The organism is Rivularia sp. UHCC 0363 (assembly GCF_034931125.1).
Lineage (GTDB): Bacteria > Cyanobacteriota > Cyanobacteriia > Cyanobacteriales > Nostocaceae > Rivularia.
The window spans coordinates 64436-83657 of record NZ_JAYGHM010000019.1 but is presented as its reverse complement, the minus strand read 5'-3'; the positions used below and the strand labels follow the sequence as shown (position 1 = coordinate 83657).

The following is a 19222-nucleotide window of genomic DNA, read 5'->3' as shown; positions in this document are numbered from 1 at the left end:
TAATTACCTATGAAATCTCCACTTCCTTTTTCCTACCGTGAAGAACGATGATTTGAAGGTGGTTTTTGAAAAGAGGCAATTATCAAGCAGGCAATACCAATATTAATAAATACATCTGCTAAATTAAATACAGGAAAATTAATCAGTTTAAAATCAATAAAATCTATAACGTAACCTAAGACAAACCGATCAATACCGTTTCCTATAGCTCCACTCAAAATTAAACCATATCCCCATTGTTCCCAACGAGGTAAAACGGGACTAAATAAAGCTAATGCTATCAGCGCTACACTCACTAATAAAGATAGCCAGCGCAACCACTCTACTTTCCCTGAGAAAAGACTAAAAGCAGCCCCAGTATTTTGGACGTAAGTAAAATGAAATATTCCTTTTATTAGCGGTTGTGTTTCTCCCAAATTAAAAGTTTGCACAACCCAGTATTTCGTCAGTTGATCCAAGACAAAACCTGTATTAGCAGCTATCCAAAAGAAGCGATTTTTTAAACGCATGAGGTATTAGTAATTGATTATTAGTCACCGATTAATAAAACATTAAATGTCTGAGTACGTATGCTACTACGGTAACGGCACAAACTACAGAGAATTGTCCCGGTAATGCAGACAATGAATATTTGAAAATTGCTTGCAATAAGGATATATTTTCCAAACCTTGCCAACCTAAAGCATAAGTGATAACCAAATAACTAATACCGCACAGATGAACTGTTAACAAGCCACAAATGCAACTAAATGCCAGAGTTTCTAATTTGGGTCTAGCTTTAAAAGCAAAAAAACCGCAAATCCAAGCCCCAGGAATAAAGCCTAATAAATAGCCGAACTGGGAAAGCTTGACATAGCCGATACCTCCACCGTCAGCAAATACGGGTAGCAAAGTTAAGCCCATGACTAAATAGGCAATTTGGGAAAGCGCTCCAGCATTATTTCCTCCCAAACAACCAACTAACAACACCCCACCAATTTGATAGGTGACACCTAAAGAAAAAGCATGAACTCCGTGGCTACCCCAACTCCAAGGTAGGGTGGTAATATAGGCTTCTAGGAAGGTACCACCCATAGTTAGTAGTAAGCCAATCATTGACCATAACAATTGGTTGGATGCAGCTAGCATTTATAAGATACTCATACAGAAAGCGGAAAATAACCTTTTTTTCTTTGCTGACTAGTAAAAAAATATACTTATATTCTGATAAATTTTTATAGAATTTGACTTTTTTACTGATGTCGCATCTTAGTTTAATGCCTCTAACTACTTAATGTCCAAAATCTCGCTTCGGTTGTTAAATTCATAATAGGGAATAGGGAATAGGGAATAGTAACAAGAAGCAATATCTATTGCTTTATATCGAGTTAAAAATCCAATTGTCTTTATATAGTAAGGATGGAAGGCTTTTTAGTTAGATATTTAGCATACTATGCACTGAAGAACCAAAAAATCTATGCTTATATGCACATTCTTCTTATAGGCATTTAATATCATCATAAAATAAAGTTTTGCTGAGCCTATTAATACAAACGATCTAATGTATTATTTATTTCCTTTGAACCACTAAATAAATTTAGGATTTTTATTTTGATAATGAATATAAATTTTTGTCAGAATAAGTATAAAGAAACATTAGTATCGAACTTTGTTAACCTTCTCTTTACTCAACAGCGGTATATTATAAACGATACCTGCAAAATTACTCAACTTGTTTATCCATGTTTTCTACTAAAATTGTAGCGAATAAGTCTCGAATTGCTTCTTTATTCTCAGTATTAGCACTTACTGTTACCTTGGCAGCTTGTGGTGGTGAAGGAAATAATACTACTGGTGAAAGTACTCCTGGTGGTGCTACTGATGTAGCTGCTAGCACCAAACTAGATTTGGGTGGAGATACAACCTTGAATGGTGCGGGTGCATCTTTCCCAGTATTGCTTTACCAACGTTGGTTCAAAGACCTCAACGCTAAATACCCTAATTTACGAGTTAACTATCAGTCAGTTGGTAGTGGTGCTGGTGTTAAACAATTTATCGCCGGTACAGTTGATTTTGGTGCCAGCGACGTAGCAATGAAGGATGATGAAATCGCGAAAGTAAGCAAAGGCGTATTGATGCTACCTATGACTGCTGGTAGCGTTGTATTCGCTTACAACTTACCTGGAGTTGAAAATCTGAAGTTGTCACGCGAAGATTATACCAATATCTTACTAGGTAAGATTAGTAAGTGGAACGACCCTAAAATTGTTGCGGCTAACCCTGGAGTTAACCTTCCCGATCAAAACATCACAGTCGTACACCGTTCCGATGGTAGCGGTACTACTGCTGTACTAACACAACACTTGAGCGAGGTTAGCCCTGCTTGGAAGAGCGGTCCTGGTGAAGGTAAGACTGTATCATGGCCTAGTGGACTTGGTGCTAAAGGTAACGAAGGCGTTACTGCTCAAATCAAGCAAACTCCTGGTTCTATCGGTTATGTAGAGTACGGTTACGCTAAAAACCAAGGTTTGACGATGGCAACTTTGGAAAATAAATCGGGTAAATATATCGTACCTAACGATGAATCTGCATCTAAATCTTTGGCAGCTGTTGAACTACCTGCAAATCTCCGTGCTTTCGTCACCGACCCAGAAGGAGATGAATCTTATCCCATCGTTACCTATACCTGGATTTTAGCTTACAAAAAGTATGACAATCCTGCCCAAGCTAAAGCTATGGAAGCGATGATTGAGTATGGTTTAACTGAAGGTCAGAAAGTTAGTACAGAGCTTGGCTACGTTCCTTTACCTCAAAATGTAGTAGAGAAAGTTGCTGCTGCTGCTGACGAAATCACTCCAGATTACAAAATTGCTGTAAAGTAACAAGCCGCTGAAAATTAATATTTCAACAGCTTGCGATCGGCATTTGATTAGTTTTAGTTAACCAAAAATGTGGTTCGCTCCCACATTTTCTCTATTACATGGGTAAAGTTTTTTTATGAATACATCAGCCCAGAGTGGACAAGAAGGTAAAAATCGCTCTGAAGCAGATAGAACGTTTGACCGTAGCTTTATTTGGGTAACGCGATTTTTTGCGTTTGGTATTGCCGCAGTTTTATTGTGGATCGGATTTCAGGTTGGCGTTCAAGGAATTCCCGCATTAAGTAAATTTGGTGCTGGTTTTTTATTCACAACTGATTGGAACCCACCCAGAGACTTATACGGTGTATTACCGCAAATTTACGGAACTTTAGCTAGTTCTTTTATTGGTTTATTAATAGCTGTTCCAATTGGTATCGGTACCGCTGTATTGTTAAGCGAAAATATTCTGCCTCTGTCATTACGAACAGTGCTGGTTTTTCTAGTAGAACTGCTTGCCGCGATTCCCAGTGTGGTCTATGGTTTATGGGGAATTTTCGTATTAATTCCTTTTTTGGGAACTGTTGGTACATGGCTCAATCAGTACTTCGGCTGGATACCACTTTTTAGCCGTCCCGAATCAGGAGCAATTGGGGGTCCAGGATTGTTACCTGCGGGAATTATCCTGGCAATCATGACTTTGCCAATTATTACAGCTATTTCCCGCGATGCACTAGCTTCAGTACCCCGTAGCTTGCGCGAAGCTGCTTATGGACTGGGATGTACTCGTTGGGAAACGCTTCTAAAAGTAATCATCCCAACGGCATTTTCTGGTATTGTCAGTGCTGTAATGCTGGCACTTGGTCGAGCAATGGGAGAAACAATGGCTGTGACCATGTTGATTGGTAACTCCAATAGAATTAGTCCTTCCCTATTTGCTCCGAGTAATACTATTGCTTCTTTATTAGCAAATCAGTTTGCGGAAGCTGGTGGGTTACAAATAAGTGCCTTGATGTACGCTGCATTTGTACTGTTTGTATTGACTCTAATTGTCAATGTTCTTGCAGAGTTAGTAGTATTGCGAGTCAAGCGACTGTAAAAAGACAAGGTATATTCAATTATGACTAGCTTTTCAGACCAGCCACAAAGCGGATTTGCACGCGGTAGTTTAAATGGTTCTTCGGGTTCTTCTCGGACACTATTTAACAATGTAATGAATGGTGTGATATTTGCTTGTGGAATCTTAGCTTTACTACCTTTGTTGCTAGTACTTTCTTACTTGCTGATCAAAGGTTTCAGTAGCTTGAGCTTGAATTTATTTATCCAATTACCTCCAGCACCTTTAGATACAGATGGTGGTTTTGGTAATGCGATCGTCGGTACGGCGTTTATGGTCGGAATTGGAGCTTTGATTAGTGTACCCGTTGGAGTTGCGGCCGCAGTTTATTTGACTGAATTTAGTAAGGGACAAACAGCCCGTTGGATTCGCTTCGCTACTAATGTTTTAAGCGGAGTTCCTTCTATTATCGCTGGAGTTGTAACTTACGGTATTTTAGTTGCGCCTTTTGGAGGATATTCGGCGATCGCTGGTGGTGTGGCTTTGTCAATTTTAATGTTGCCAATTATTGTCAGAACTACTGACGAAGCTTTGCAATTAGTTTCTGACGATTTGCGACAAGCAGCTGTAGGGATAGGAGCAACTGACTATCAAAAAGTTTTGCAAGTAGTTTTACCTGCGGCTTTACCTTCAATTGTTACTGGTATAACCTTATCTGTTGCTCGTGCTGCTGGAGAAACCGCACCTTTACTATTTACTGCTTTGTTCTCCTTCTACTGGGTGAGAAGTTTGACCGAACCAACTGCTTCTCTCGCTGTTTTGGTTTATAACTTTGCAATTTCTTTTGACCAAAATCAGCAGTCTGTTGGTTGGGCTGCGTCTTTAATTTTGGTGTTACTAGTTTTGATTGCTAGTATAATTGCTCGCTTTGTAACTCGTAGCAAATAGAAGTAATTGCCTACGGTTAGGTTGTGTATGAGTTAAATTTAAAGCATATAATTTCTAACCACAAATAATAAAGGGGCATTACACAAGACATTGAGAAGACTAAATTTAAGTACCTTAAAGTTTTCGGAGAAACAATTAGCATAATTATGGCTACAGATATTTCCACACTACAAGATACCCAAACTGTATTACGGACAGAAGCACTAAATGTTTACTACGGTAAATTTTTAGCACTAAAAGATGTCTACATGGATATCCCCAAAAATCAAGTAACAGCTTTCATCGGTCCTTCTGGGTGCGGTAAAAGTACTTTACTTCGATGCTTTAACCGTCTTAATGATTTAATTGACATATTTCGCGCAGAAGGTCAGGTTCTATACAACGGCGAAAATTTGTATGCACCTCAAGTTGACCCTGTAGAAGTACGTCGTCGAATTGGGATGGTATTTCAAAAACCCAACCCTTTCCCCAAATCTATTTACGAAAATATTGCTTTTGGAGCCAGAATTAACGGTTTTAAGGGTAACATGGACGAATTAGTAGAACGCTCCCTCAGAGGTGCGGCTTTGTGGAATGAAGTTAAAGACAAACTAAAGCAAAGTGGTTTATCGATATCTGGGGGACAACAACAGCGTTTATGTATTGCTCGGGCGATCGCAGTTCAACCTGATGTTATTTTAATGGATGAGCCTTGTTCTGCTCTTGACCCCAAATCTACTCTACAAGTCGAAGATTTGATTAAAGAACTTAAAGAGCAATTTACCGTTGTGATTGTTACTCACAATATGCAGCAAGCATCACGAGTATCGGACATGACAGCCTTTTTTAACGTTAGAGTTGGAGAAAAAGGAGGTCGTACCGGCTATTTAGTTGAATATGACACCACTGAAAATATTTTCCAAAATCCTCAACAGCAAGATACCAAGGAATATATCAGCGGTAAATTTGGTTAAATCTTAGCTAAAAACTATGTTTACTATAAATAGTTGACTCTCAGAGATAATCTGGGAGTATTTTTCTTTTTGATTTCTACACAATTTCTAAAGCGGGCGGCGGGAATCGAATCCGCATCATTAGCTTGGAAGGCTAAGGTTTTACCACTAAACTACGCCCGCATTGTTTTTCAACCTTATTACTATATTACAGTTCTGGAGAAAAATCAAGAGCTTCGCTGAATTTTTATGCGTATAAATAACTCGCTTCTACGAGGGGTGAGTTTTCCTGTTTGTGGATCTGTATCTGTTGCAGGTTCAAATAATTGATATTGCTTATCAGCAAAATATTCATTTACATATTCTTGAAGTTTATTTTGTTGTTGTAACGTTATGCTCTTGTCAATAACTTTGGTAATTCGAGGAAAAAGTACTTTTCCTTCTTCATCAATACTCAAAAATACTTGCAAATCTACTGGCGGTAAATTGATTTCTTCCGAAGCAGGAATTAAAAATTGAGGAATATTTTCTTTTCGCTGAGGTAGATTTTCCGGTATATCCTTTATAAGATTTTGCGTATCAGGATCTATATCCCAATTCGCTGTTAGTATTCCTTCGCTTGTTAATGAAGTTCCTTTTTCCGTTGTAACCCTACCACCGGGTTGTGCAGGTGGTGTAACTGGAGTTGGAGTTGGAGTTGGAGTTGGAGTTGGAGTTGGAGTTGGTGTCGGAGTTGGAGTTGGTGTCGGAGTTGGAGTTGGTGTTGGTGTCGGAGTTGGAGTTGGTGTTGGTGTTGGTGTCGGTGTTGGAGTTGGTGTCGGTGTTGGAATAGAATTTAAATCTGTGTTAAATTTCGAGACTGGAGTTTTCCGATTATTATCAAAAGCGATAGCATCGCGATCGCTCCTAGAAATGGGAGGTTTCACAACACTTGGAAGAGCAGCAGGTTGTGAGTTCTGAGGAGCGATCGCTTTCGGTACTGGCTTTGGTAAAACTGGTTTTGGTTTTGGCTTTGCTTGAACTTGGGATGATTTTTGTGGAGAAATTTTGATAAATTCAATCGCAACAGCCGAACTTCCTCGTCCCTGTGATGACTTAAATTGATATAAACTTATAAGCCAGAATGCCAGTAAATGCAGGATAACTGAACCGCAAGAAAAAGCAATCCACCATGTTGGTGAATCGGGTTGTCGTCTCCAGGGTTTTTCTGCAATTGAAGTTTTTTCTGTAACCGATTGCGTCATATATCTATATATCTATACTAAAAATCGGCAAAGTGGGAACGTTCTTTATAATAGTAACTACAATTTTTTAGACCCGAAGTTCCCTACTCCCTGTTCCCTATTTTTTAACAGAAGAATTTGCAACTACCTCTGGAATCACGGAGAAAGTTAGAACGGTTTCATCAACTCCCTTCAACTCTAACGATTTACCCTTAATAATTTCTTCTTCTTGCAAATAATCTGCCACCGCAGCAGAAATAAGAATGGTACCAGGCTCGGCAGCGTTCTGCAAGCGAGAAGCAATATTTACAGAAGGACCGATCGCGGTGTAATCGGCACGTTCAGAACTACCAAACATTCCCACAACCGCAGTACCTTGATGAATCCCGCAGCGAAACTGAAGTTCATTACGTCCGTCGCTATCAAATATACCTTGTTCTCGCCACCGTTGGTTCAATTGAGAAAGCCCGCGTAACATAGCTCTGGAGGTGTTGACGGCGCGGCGCACCTGTTCGTTGGGTGTCAAGTCTTCCGGCGCTCCATATAAAGCTAAAATCGCATCTCCCATAAATTTATCTACGGTTCCGCCGTTATCAAATACCGCTTTTGTCATAGACTCTAAGTATTCGTTGAGTAATTCCGCAACTTTTCGCGACCTTAAAGTATTTGATAATTGAGTAAAACCAACGATATCGCTAAATAAAACTGTTATTAAACGTGGTTCGGGTCTTAAATCTAAAATTAAATCACCAGCAGCGGCTTTTCGCACCAAAACCGGAGGTAAAAAGCGCTGAAGTACAGATTCTGTTAAATAAGTATTTAATTCCACAACTTTGCGTTCGTTTTCTTTTAAAGCTAAAAGATTTCGTGCTTCCGCTAAAAGTTCTCTATCGTTGAATGGCTTCGCTAAATAGGCATCAGCACCACGTTCTGTTCCTTCAATGCGGGTATCTTCATCAACTTTTGCAGTTAGCAGGATAATTGGTATTCCCTTGAGCGTTTCCTCCGAACGTATCGTGAGGATCATCTCTAATCCGGTGACTACAGGCATCATCAAATCGGTAACAATCAAGTTAGGTAAAAATTCTTTGGCTACGTGAAAACCCTCAGAACCGTTTCTAGCTGTTTTGACTTGATAACCGTTAGCGCTAAGAATACTTGATACGTAGGCTCGCATATCTGGATTGTCATCTACCACTAGAACTAATTGTCCTTTTCCAGCTTTTGATCGATCCAGATTCGGTGGCAATAACTCCTGTAGGATATTTTCAGTATGACTATCAGTTGACTCGATTAATTCTAAATCGGCTAACTCTACAGCAGCACGGCTAATATTAATTTTACTTTCCTCTTCTACTACCTGCTCCGGATTTAAATGAGCGCTTCCCGACTGAAGAGATATGGTGAAGTTTGTACCGCTCCCGTACACCGAATCAACTGTTACCTGACCTCCATGAACTTCTACTAACTCTTTCACCAAAGCCAAACCCAAACCCGTACCTTCATAGGAACGATTTTCCGAACCTTCAGCTTGACGGAAGCGTTCAAATAAGTAAGGAATTTGTTCTTGGGCAATACCAATCCCCGTGTCTTCTACTTGTAAAATGCAACCCGAACCCGCAGACAGCACTCTCACAGTAATATTACCGTTTTGCGGAGTAAATTTCATGGCATTCGACAGCAGGTTATAAACAACCTTATCGAATTTTTCCATATCCAAATAAACGGGTGGACACTCATCTAATTCTGCAAGCAGATGCAATTCTTTTTTCTCGCAGTATGGACGAAACGACTCCACAATTTGACTAACAAATTCAACCAAATCGCACTTGCGGAAAGTTGGCTGCATTCTCCCAGCGTCCAAACGTTGTAAATCGAGTAATTGATTTACCAGTCGCAATAAACGTCTCGAATTACGCAAAGCAATAACACTTTGTTCGTGAGATAATCCTTGACCCGTGCTTACCGCTGACTCCAAAGGTCCTTGAATTAAAGTGATCGGGGTACGGAATTCGTGAGAAATATTCTGAAAAAATTCAGTTTTTTGTTTGTCTAATTCCAGCAACCGTTCGGCTTGTTGCCGAGTTTTTTGATAAAGCCGGGACTGCTGAACTGCTAGAGCTGCTTGAACTGCCACAGATGCAGCTAACTCTACTTCTGACTTGAGCCACGGTCGTTGTTTTTTACTTTGTCTTAAAGTAATACTACCGATAATATTACCGTCGATTAGCAATGGAACTACCATTAAAGAGCGAGTTGACATTTTCAAAGGTAAATCAAAACCTTTCACGTCAAAAGGGCAATTATTCACATCCGCAATTATTACCGGCTCTTGAGTTTGCAAGATTTCTTGCAATATTTGATTTTCCTTAATTGGTGCTGAGGATTGCGGCAATTGATGAATGCTGGATTTGGCGTTACCGTTTAAGCTATTAGCCGGGAAATCTTGAGCAATATCGTATAAACCAACACATTCGAGAAACTCATCTTCAGCAGTCCATAAAGATAAAATGCAGCCATCCACCTGTAAAGCTTGTCCAAGCTGTTGAGTAATAGCAGCAAAGATTTCTTGAGGGTCTAAGCTAGAACGAATGGCGCTAGTAATTGTATTAATCAATGCTTCCCGCTGAGCAAGAGCGTGTACCTGTTCGTAAGCACGAGCTTGGGATAGAGCTAACGCAGCCTGATTTGCCACCATAACCACTAACTGCACTTCATCTTCTTCCCAATCGCGGGATTTTTGAAACTGATGCAGCGCTAAAACTGCGATCAATTCTTGTTGACAAATCAGTGGTACTACTAAGCTAGAACATATTTTATAGTCTTGATAAACCCGAGCGCGATCGCGTCCAACGTCGGTATCTCTTTGAATACGCTTATCTTCTGTCGCATCATCAATTACCTGAACTTCGCGAGTTTCCCAGACTGCATGAGCTAATAATTCGGATGGGGAAGGTAAGGAAGCCGATTCAATAAGTTGTTCTTTATCTTCTATCTTGTTATCTGGTTCTATAAGATTTGTTTGATAAATAAAACCTTCATCAATTAGCTGTCCATTTTGGAAAGGACGTAAAAGACATACATCTACTTCCAGCATATGACCGACATTATCTACAATTGCTTGGAGAATTTGCCGATAATCCAAAGCGCTACGAATCGTGTTAGTTACGGAGTTGAGTAGCGATTCTTGCCGTAATGTACGGGTTAGTTCGTGGGTACGCGCTCTGAGAACATTATGAGTATCCAAAGCTTGCCGTACTACAGCTTTAAGTTCTTCTGCTTCCCACGGCTTAGTTACGTATTTGAAAACCTTACCAGCGTTGATAGCTTCCACCAAGTCTTCGACATCAGTGTAGCCAGTTAAAATAATTCGGATAATATCCGGGTATTGAGTTGCTGTCAGGCTCAAAAATTCTGTACCACTCATCATTGGCATTCGCTGGTCGGAGATAATTACCGATATATCTCCTTCTTTTGCCAGCAACTCTAGTGCTGCTGGACCGCTAGTCGCTCGCAGCACCTTATATTCGCGATAAAAGGTACGATATAGCAAATCGAGGTTGTCGGGTTCGTCGTCAACAACCAATATTTTTGGCTTTCTGTTTACTTGGGATTTCATGCACCGCTTCCATGCAGTAACGGTAGTCGGATAAACAATTTAATTATGTAAGAATGTTTTAACATTCGATTTAATCACAGAGTGTTTCAACTGCAATCAGCAGCTTGCTGTAAAGGTAACTTAGACTCGACCGTAGGATTTGTTTGCCTCAATCATAGCGATTAGCAGTAGTGAGTAATCACCCCAATTCGGTTCATACCCCACTAAAGCTTGAGAAAATCGATATTTTTTAGCCATTTCTTTACCCCCAGCGATAATTATCAAATTACACCTACATCTAAGGCTGGCTAGATTTATCCACCCAGCTTCGGTCGTCTTAGTTTTCCCGCTTTAGCACCAACACTAACATCTGATAGTAAATTTTATTGAAGGCGAGATCGATTAGCTCACTAATTTACTACAATAACGGTTAGCTTATAAGTATATTAAGTAACTCAGCATTAATGCAAACCTCTTGAGATAGCTGCAATTATTAGCATAAGATAAATTTATACTGTATCAATTACATCACTATTTCATTTGTCAATCAATAATAGTTAAGGTTTTAGCTATTAAATAGGCTAAAACTGATTTTTGATGCGATATTAATAAATTTGCAAATTATAAATATGGGCGTTTAATTGTAGAAATTGGCGCTATGCAATTAAAAGGTACTACAGATACATTAAAATATTTATTCCTTGCGATCGCGTTTCTAGAATGTCTTCTGTTGTTAAAACTTGTGCGATCGGCGCAGTATTTGATCGAGAACTTGTTACTATCAATAGTCAGGAGTAAAACAATTGGGCTGCCGTATTAAGCTGATTAAGCTAAAAATATCAATATTGCAGAATATAATTAGTTGCACACTCCGTTACCTATATAGTTGGAGAAAGAAGTATTGCTATTGCCTGTTTTGCTACATTTAATCAACTGTTTTTGCTAGATATTTTTAGCTAAGCAGCCATAAATCCGCCGCTTTGCCCCACTTGCTGATTTTCAGAAACACTCTACACCGAATCCCAATTCCTGATTTTTTCATCTTTTAGTTTTCATATCGGAACGGATGGTGTTGTACGAAAAAGTAATGCGTATTTTCGATGAATAACTTTAACAGCAAACTAGCCTTGACTCCTTTCTCTCTTCCATCCCATGAAAAGCCTGTTGCGGTAGCTAGTACCCCAATGACCTCCCAATTTAACATTAGGCTCTGCTCACCCGCTGATTTAAATGGTGTTGCCCAAATTATTGCTGAAAGCTTTCACTCCCGTCATGGTTTATGGGGATGGGCTTTCCCGTTAATGCGTTTGGGTATTTATGAAGATTTAAGACATCGTTTGGCTGCCTCCGCACCTCATCATGCCTGTTTAGTTGCCGTTGATAATCGCGAACGCACTTCAAATTTAATTGCGACTGTAGAATTGAGCGTGCGTTTGGGCGATTCTTGGACTCACACAGGCACCAGAAAAAGTTTTGCTTATTTATCTAATTTAGCCGTACATCCTCAATATCGCAGGCAGGGAGCGGCTCGTGGGTTATTAACGAACTGCGAAAAAGTTGTTCGCGAATGGGGATTTAAAGATTTGTATCTTCATGTTTTGGAAAATAATCATCAAGCTCGACAACTTTATTTCAAATTAGGATACCGGATGTACCAAGTTGATTCTAATTGGAATACATTTTTATTTCGACATTCGCGACAAATATTACTCTACAAACACCTTTAAGACTGCTAAATCATCCTCAGACTGGATATTTTATTTAACATCTAGCCAATTAGATAACTTACTAGAAAAGTAAATCAATAACTTGACTTAATATTCAACTAATATTAGGCAAAGTTATGATTAACATAATCTTTAATGCCAAAAATATTTGATAATTATTGTAAATAAACACAATACATTTCTTAATTATATTTTTTTTCAATAAAAATATTTGTTTCAGGTCGGCTTTATCTCTAAATTTGTATACCGATGCCTTCTTTTTTATAATAAAAGCTATTTCTACAACAATTTGTTAAGCGATAGAGAAGAATAAATAGTATTTACACAGTCTGTAAACAAACAAGCAACCCATTTAAAAGCATAAAAGCACAACAACTTTAGCAAATCGTTGATTTTATTCATATTTTCTTTAATATACTGCGGATGTAGTTGTAGTAAGCTAATTTTTGTAGCGCAAATGGAAGCTAGGCTTGTACTGGTAGAGCAGATGTTTTATTGTTTATTCAAATTCTGAATAGTTAAAGCATTTGAAATTAACGGTTATGAGCAATTCAGTAAAATTACACTTAAATTGACTAATGCATTACATTAACTTTGTATATAAAATATCTATCTTTATGGAAACTTTAAGTAAACATTCCTGTACTGGAAGACAAATCCAGTTAAATCACATAAAATATGGTTACTCAATTAATTAACCGGCGTTGAGTTAAATCTATTTAAGTTAAGCCGAACCATAAAGCTTTAGATAATAGCAAAACTAATAGCTGTATTCATCGATTTCATTCCGAATTGCCTATCTTAGTTTGAATTAGTTCCAAATTGATTAAATTTATAATAAAAGATGGATAGCGAAAAGCGCGAACGCTATCAAACTGCTATGGTCTCAACTTATTATCCCGACACTTGTTTTCTTGACTATATTGTGATGCCAGATGGAGTTGAGCAATCTTATGGCTCGGATCTACTGACAAAACTTCATAGTGGGAAAGTTTTTATGGTCAACAGTCGCAGACGAAATGGACTGATACTCTTTAAGGGCTATCACGCAGAATTTGCGGGTCCAGGAGCGGCTGTTGGTGGTGATTATGACCGCGATTGTCTTCATGTATTGCCCATCGGAAATATTTCGTCAATGTTACTGACAACAAGTTCCTCTGAAGACCGTCAAAAATCTTATTTGATTCGACGACAGTGGATTAGGTTAATTAAGCAAATTACTGAAAATCCAGTTCCGCAGCAGCGAGTCCAAAGAATTCTCGATCAGTTTGAACAATATTTTCCACCAGAAATAGTCAGTCAGTTACCAGATGAAGCATTTGCGATGTTAGTAGGAGTTTTGCCACAAACTGTAGCAATAGTACGTCGTTTGGGTACTGAAGTAAATACCCTCGGGTAAAAACATCCTGGCTCAGAATTATAATTCAAGATTTTTAAAAGCCGTTTGAAATCGGTTTAAAGTGCGGTCATTCTCTGAGGGAGAACCCACAGTAATTCGCAATCCCCCGCAAGTCTCTCGCACCAAAGTGCCAGATTTTTTCAGGGCAAGGTGAAGACTTTTTAAAGCATTATTTGTTTGGTTGTCAAATCCTGGTTTGAAACGTAGGAAAATAAAGTTAGCCGCGCTATCAGATATTTGTAATTCTGGATATTGAGATAAGGTTTCGATTAATTTAGAACGTTCGCTCAAAGTTTGAGAAACAGACTCAAGCAAAAGTGAGCGATTTTGTATGGCAATTAATGCAGCAGCTATGGAAAAACTCGGCAAATTGTAAGGTAAGCGGACTTTTTCTAAAATAGCAATTAATTCGGGATGAGCTATAGAGTAACCTACACGCATTGCAGCTAAACGGAAACCTTTAGAAAATGTCCTTAATATTACCCAATTAGGATGTTGAGATAATTCAGCTGCCAAACTCATTTGACTAAATTCAAAATAAGCTTCATCAATTACTACTAAAATATGTTCTGGTAAGCTTCTCAACCATGTCAACTCTGCTGCTGTTAAGCAATTACCCGTAGGAGAATTGGGATGGACTACAAAAACTGTTCTTACAGGTTGTTCCTGAGTCGTTTCGATCGCAGTTGATGCTGCTTCTAAATCCATTTCAAAATTTTCTGGATTTCTCGGTACTGTAACTACAGGAATACCTAAAGCCTGTGCCAAAATTCCGTACATTGAGAAAGTTGGTTGAGCGTCTAAAACTGAACCATTCCCTCCCAAACAGGTAGCGATTAGTATTGAACGGATTAGTTCATCTGAACCATTACCCAGGGAGATATTATTGCTTATAAAAACATTGGAAGAAAGATTAGCCGAATCATTAACGTATTCGGCGATCGCTTGTTTGAGTAAAGAATGTCCCCCATCTGGATAACGATTGGTTTCGATTAATTCTTTATAAGTCCACGCTAATTTTTCTTTTAATTCAGCAGGTAAATCGTAAGGACTTTCATTAGTATCGAGTTTATCTGACTGTGTTGGCGTTGATGATATTGAAGAAGCTACACCAATACCAAGATGAGGTTTGTAAGCTGCTAATTCGACTAAATCTTTGCGGAGGAAGGGAAGCATATCAATTTTGTATTTTAGATTTTGGATTATATGAGTGAGTAAAAATGTACTTGTTATGCTGCATTAACAGGCTGAAACTCAAAAACTGGTTATATTTATATCTAACTTATATAAAACTGCGTGAGAATTACTCACTTTAGAATAAATCAAAATTCATTATGCTGCTCTAGTTAAGTCTTGGTTAACTGACAAAAATTTTCAATTGCCTGCCATATTTCCATCATCACATTACTTAGGGCATGATCGCTATTAAGTTCTATTAAATTCACCCAAGAGCGTTTTTGAGCAAAATATTGGCTGGTTTGGATGGGAATCACCTCGTCATGTTGTCCGTGTAAAATAAGAGTAGGAATTGGACGTTGCAATTGTTCCTGATATTGATTTGCGTCAGTTAAGAACTCATAACTCAATGGCAACTCTCGTTGTTCGCCGTAATGATGAACCATGAGATACTTTTCTTGCTGCCAACGCTGAATAACTTCTGTACCCAAACTAGGCAACCAGTGGGATAAAAATCCAAAAGCTGGTGCCAATAATACTAAACGTTTTACCTGTAGAAAATTTTCTCCTATATAAGCTGCGGTTAAACCTCCCAAACTAGAACCAATAATAGTGACAGAGGTACTTTGCTCAAAACTTGCAGCAACTTGTTCGATCTGACGGCTAATTGTGAGATGAGAAAAATCATCACAATTCAAATCGGGAATTTCTAGTTTTGTTTGATTTTCAGTAAAACGTTCGAGTATGTACTTAGCTTTCGCAGAATTAGGACTGGATGCAAAGCCGTGAAGGTAGATGTAGTGCATCAATTATCAGCTAGCAGATAAGCGCTTTAACTTAATTGTAAGATTTCATCACGATCTAGGAACTAGATCGTTTGATTTAAATTTTGTTCATTGATAATTATTCATTGATAATTGATTATCGCATTGTCACAAATTCTTCTGCTGCTGAAGGGTGAATCCCAACGGTAGCGTCAAAGTCTTTCTTCGTCGCACCCATTTTTACAGCGATCGCCACACCTTGTATGATCTCTGCTGCATAGTCTCCCACCATGTGAGCGCCTAAAACTGTATCGGTTTGGGCATTCACGATTAATTTCATCATTGTTCTTTCTTCTTGTTGTGGCAAGGTATAGAACATGGGACGGAAGCGGGTACGATAAATCTTGACTTTATCATCTCCAAATTTTTCTTTGGCTTCAGCTTCTGTTAATCCCACAGTTGCGGCTTCGGGTGAGGTAAATACAGCAGTAGCAACATTTTCATGACTAAAGACACGCTTCATATCACCAAATTCGCTATCTGCAAAAGCCCTACCTTCACCGATCGCGACGGGAGTTAAATTAATTCTATCCGTAACATCACCTACAGCAAAGATATGCGGGTGATTAGTTTCACTGTACTCGTTAACGGCGATCGCGTTCATGGTGCCGTATCCATGTCCTTCCATTTCACTAGGTACTAGTTCTACCCCAGCTTTATCCAAACCCAGTCCTTCTACGTTGGGAATGCGACCTGTTGCAGCTAATAATACATCGGCTGTTATTGGTTCTTGCTCACCAGATAAACTTAACTTTAAGCCTGCTGATTCCTTTTCTACAGATATAATTTCAGTATTTTTGACGATCCGAATACCGTGATTTTCCATTCCTTCCTGAATTCCGGTACGAATATCTTCATCAAATCCTTTCAAAATCATGTCACCACGGATAATTTGAGTCACTTCACAACCCAAACCGCGCATAATGCAGGCGAATTCCGAACCTATATAGCCAGCCCCAAGAATAGCGATATGCTGGGGTTTTTCTTTGAGGTGAAAAATCCCATTGGAGGTGATAGCATACTCCATCCCCGGTATATCTGGCTTAGTTGGTTTTCCACCCACTGCAATCAAAATTTTATCCGCAGTAACTTTGCGTCCATCAACTTCTATAGTATGCTCGTCCACCAAAGCAGCGCGACTTTGAATTAATTCTACTCCCGCTCTTTCCAAGAAGCTGATGTGTAGGGCAGACAGTCTGTGGACTTCTTTATCTATAGACGTGATGAACTTTTCCCAGTCCAACTCAGTCTCGCCGACTTTCCAACCATAGCCTGCGGCACTTTCAAACAGCGAAGGGAAGTGAGAAGCATACACCATGAGCTTTTTAGGAACGCAGCCCCGGATTACACAGGTTCCTCCTACCAAATCGTATTCGGCGATCGCTACTTTTGCTCCATATCCCGCAGCGCGTTTTGAAGCGGCCAATCCTCCGGAACCGGCACCAATTACAAACAGATCGTAGTCGTAAGTCATATTTTTCAGTGTATTCTTTGCAATCTCTAAACCAGGTAAAATTACGCTTCTATGTAGCTAATGCAAAAAGATGCTCATACATTCCACACTAAGCTACTTTTGGGCATTGAAACAAATGCGTAAGTTTTGCCTCGATTTAATCTAATGTGAGAAATTCCTCTGCGGTAGTCGGATGAATCGCGATCGCGTCGTCTAAGTCAAGTTTTGTAATACCTTTGCGAAATGCAACACCAAGACATTGAATGATATCCGCTGCGTGTTCTCCTAGCATATGAACTCCGATGACTCGCTCGGATTCACCTTCAACTACTACTTTAACTATTGCTTGCTCGTCACTTGAAGCCAATTGATGCATTAATGGTTGGAACTTATCGCAATAGCATTTTACCGAGTCGCCAAATTTCTCACGGGCTTGATTTTCAGTCATCCCGATACTTGCTATTTCCGGACGAGCAAAAACAGCAGAAGGTACATCGCCATAATTTACCGTTTGTGGTTTATCCCCAAAAACAGTATTGACAAAAGCAACAGCTTCTGATTTTGCAACAGGCGTTAACTGCAAGCGGTTGGTGCAATCTCCAACGGCGAAAATATTTTCCTGACTGGTGCGGCTATATTCATCTACTTCGATCGCGTTTTTTTCGCCCATTTTTACTTGGGCATTATCTAGATCGAGCTTTTCGGTATTCGGAGCGCGTCCGGTGGCAACTAAAATAGTATCGGCGGCGATGGTTTTTTTATACTTACCACTGACGGTTAACAGCAAGCCTTCTTCGTAATGTTTTATGTGCGTCGCCGTGCTGTTATTAATAATTTTAATTCCCCGTTGAGACAAACTTTCCTGAAGGCTTTTACGAATATCGTCATCAAATCCTTCTAAAATCGTTTCACTTGTATCAATAACAGTGACTCGACAACCCAAAGCATTCATCATGCTAGAAAACTCTACGCCAATGTAACCGCCACCAATGATTGCCAAACGTTTGGGCAAATACGGTAAATGGAACATTTCGCGGGAAGTAATCGCGTATTCGATACCAGGAATATCCGGTACAAAAGGACGTGCGCCGACTGCAATTAAAATCTTGTCCGCAGTGATTTTACGTTCATCAATTGCGATCGTGTGAGCATCAACAAAAGTTGCATGACCTCGTATTAAGGTAATGCCCTTTTCTTCAAATTTTTCCTGGTACGAGCGATTAATACTGTCTATGTGCTTGTTAACCGAGTGGATAAACTGCGTCCAATCGAAATGCGATGAGCTTTTGCTCCAACCATAGTCAGTGGCAAATTTATTATGTAACGCGAAGTCAGCGGCGTAGACAATTAACTTTTTGGGGATACAACCGCGATTCAAACAAGTACCACCAAGGGATTCTTGTTCGGCTACGGCCACACGCACGCCCAAAGAGGCAGCTTTTTTTGCAGCAGCCGCACCAGCAGAACCAGCACCCATTATAAATAAATCGTAATCGTATGTCATAGCTGTGGAGAATTTGAATTGCTCTTTAAATGAATGCTTTCTTCTTCTATTTTGACTCGTTCGATTTTGACTCGGACAAGCAGGAGGCGACATTTACCTTTCTACAGTCACTTTGACTGCTTTAAGGCTGTAATTATTCTTAATTGTATAGATATTCCCTGAGAATTCGGAAATTTATGGATAAAATTATGTTTTTCTACGGACGTTTTTCTATTCTATAAGCTATAAAAGCTTTTATAAAAATTGATATTTAGTCAAAAACAACGCCACAACTGTCTTTAGGATGAAATTTTCTTTCTTTTCAACAACACTGACGTGGCTGATAAATTAAACATTTTTTGATTATGCGTCTTTTATAGTCATTTTTTATTTTTAGGGATACTGGTATTTATACCTCAGAGTACCTCTATTACGATAGTTTGCTACACTTTAAATTTTTTTGCCGGAAAAAGAAATTAAATACAGCTTGTAGGTAACTTGGTTGTGATGAGAATCACAAACATTCATGATTGAGATCCTGGGAATATCTAAGGTAGATAAGCAT

The 19222-nt window shown here is 39.1% G+C and carries 14 protein-coding genes and 1 tRNA gene; 6 read left to right on the top strand and 9 right to left on the bottom strand.

What is annotated here, in order from left to right; translation table 11 throughout:
- Window positions 1–32 precede the first annotated feature (32 nt).
- Window positions 33–509, bottom strand: coding sequence for a signal peptidase II (gene lspA / locus VB797_RS13245; protein ID WP_323238153.1), 477 nt, complete (start codon window positions 507–509; stop codon window positions 33–35).
- A 31-nt stretch (window positions 510–540) separates the two neighbouring features.
- Window positions 541–1128 carry a biotin transporter BioY gene (locus VB797_RS13240; RefSeq protein WP_323238152.1) on the bottom strand — a complete coding sequence of 196 codons (588 nt, stop codon included), beginning with the start codon at window positions 1126–1128 and terminating at the stop codon, window positions 541–543.
- Window positions 1129–1721: 593 nt separating this feature from the next.
- Between VB797_RS13240 and pstS the strand changes: the two genes are divergently transcribed.
- The 4 genes from pstS to pstB all read left to right on the top strand — a co-directional run bounded on the left by pstS (window position 1722) and on the right by pstB (window position 5795).
- Window positions 1722–2861: a phosphate ABC transporter substrate-binding protein PstS gene (pstS, locus tag VB797_RS13235; RefSeq protein WP_323238151.1), complete on the top strand. Its 1140-nt coding sequence runs from the start codon at window positions 1722–1724 to the stop codon at window positions 2859–2861.
- A 115-nt stretch (window positions 2862–2976) separates the two neighbouring features.
- Window positions 2977–3936: a phosphate ABC transporter permease subunit PstC gene (gene pstC, locus VB797_RS13230; protein WP_323238150.1), complete on the top strand. Its 960-nt coding sequence runs from the start codon at window positions 2977–2979 to the stop codon at window positions 3934–3936.
- A 21-nt stretch (window positions 3937–3957) separates the two neighbouring features.
- The gene (gene pstA / locus VB797_RS13225) at window positions 3958–4842 is read left to right on the top strand and encodes a phosphate ABC transporter permease PstA (RefSeq protein ID WP_323238149.1); all 885 of its coding nucleotides are present in this window, start codon (window positions 3958–3960) and stop codon (window positions 4840–4842) included.
- A gap of 146 nt (window positions 4843–4988) precedes the next feature.
- Complete coding sequence (gene pstB / locus VB797_RS13220; protein WP_323238148.1) at window positions 4989–5795, top strand: phosphate ABC transporter ATP-binding protein PstB; 807 nt, start codon at window positions 4989–4991, stop codon at window positions 5793–5795.
- A 91-nt stretch (window positions 5796–5886) separates the two neighbouring features.
- Here pstB and VB797_RS13215 read toward each other — a convergent pair.
- The 3 genes from VB797_RS13215 to VB797_RS13205 form a co-directional block, all read right to left on the bottom strand.
- Window positions 5887–5957 (bottom strand) — tRNA-Gly (locus tag VB797_RS13215).
- 44 nt (window positions 5958–6001) lie between these two features.
- Window positions 6002–7018, bottom strand: a complete 1017-nt coding sequence (locus VB797_RS13210; RefSeq protein ID WP_323238147.1) for a hypothetical protein — start codon at window positions 7016–7018, stop codon at window positions 6002–6004.
- A gap of 97 nt (window positions 7019–7115) precedes the next feature.
- Window positions 7116–10616 (bottom strand): response regulator, encoded by a 3501-nt coding sequence (locus VB797_RS13205; protein WP_323238146.1) that lies wholly within the window; start codon window positions 10614–10616, stop codon window positions 7116–7118.
- 1079 nt (window positions 10617–11695) lie between these two features.
- Between VB797_RS13205 and VB797_RS13200 the strand changes: the two genes are divergently transcribed.
- Together VB797_RS13200 and VB797_RS13195 are read left to right on the top strand one after the other, a co-directional pair.
- On the top strand, window positions 11696–12322 hold the full coding sequence (locus VB797_RS13200) for a GNAT family N-acetyltransferase (protein ID WP_323238145.1): 627 nt from the start codon (window positions 11696–11698) through the stop codon (window positions 12320–12322).
- Window positions 12323–13166: 844 nt separating this feature from the next.
- Complete coding sequence (locus tag VB797_RS13195; protein ID WP_323238144.1) at window positions 13167–13721, top strand: hypothetical protein; 555 nt, start codon at window positions 13167–13169, stop codon at window positions 13719–13721.
- Between the two features lie 18 nt (window positions 13722–13739).
- Here the strand turns inward: VB797_RS13195 and VB797_RS13190 are convergent, their stop codons facing one another.
- The 4 genes from VB797_RS13190 to gorA form a co-directional block, all read right to left on the bottom strand.
- Window positions 13740–14897 (bottom strand): histidinol-phosphate transaminase, encoded by a 1158-nt coding sequence (locus VB797_RS13190; protein WP_323238143.1) that lies wholly within the window; start codon window positions 14895–14897, stop codon window positions 13740–13742.
- 170 nt (window positions 14898–15067) lie between these two features.
- Complete coding sequence (locus VB797_RS13185) at window positions 15068–15703, bottom strand: YqiA/YcfP family alpha/beta fold hydrolase (protein ID WP_323238142.1); 636 nt, start codon at window positions 15701–15703, stop codon at window positions 15068–15070.
- Between the two features lie 115 nt (window positions 15704–15818).
- On the bottom strand, window positions 15819–17195 hold the full coding sequence (gor, locus tag VB797_RS13180) for a glutathione-disulfide reductase (protein WP_323238141.1): 1377 nt from the start codon (window positions 17193–17195) through the stop codon (window positions 15819–15821).
- Window positions 17196–17331: 136 nt separating this feature from the next.
- Window positions 17332–18678 (bottom strand): glutathione-disulfide reductase, encoded by a 1347-nt coding sequence (gorA, locus tag VB797_RS13175; RefSeq protein ID WP_323238179.1) that lies wholly within the window; start codon window positions 18676–18678, stop codon window positions 17332–17334.
- Between the last annotated feature and the right edge of the window lie 544 nt (window positions 18679–19222).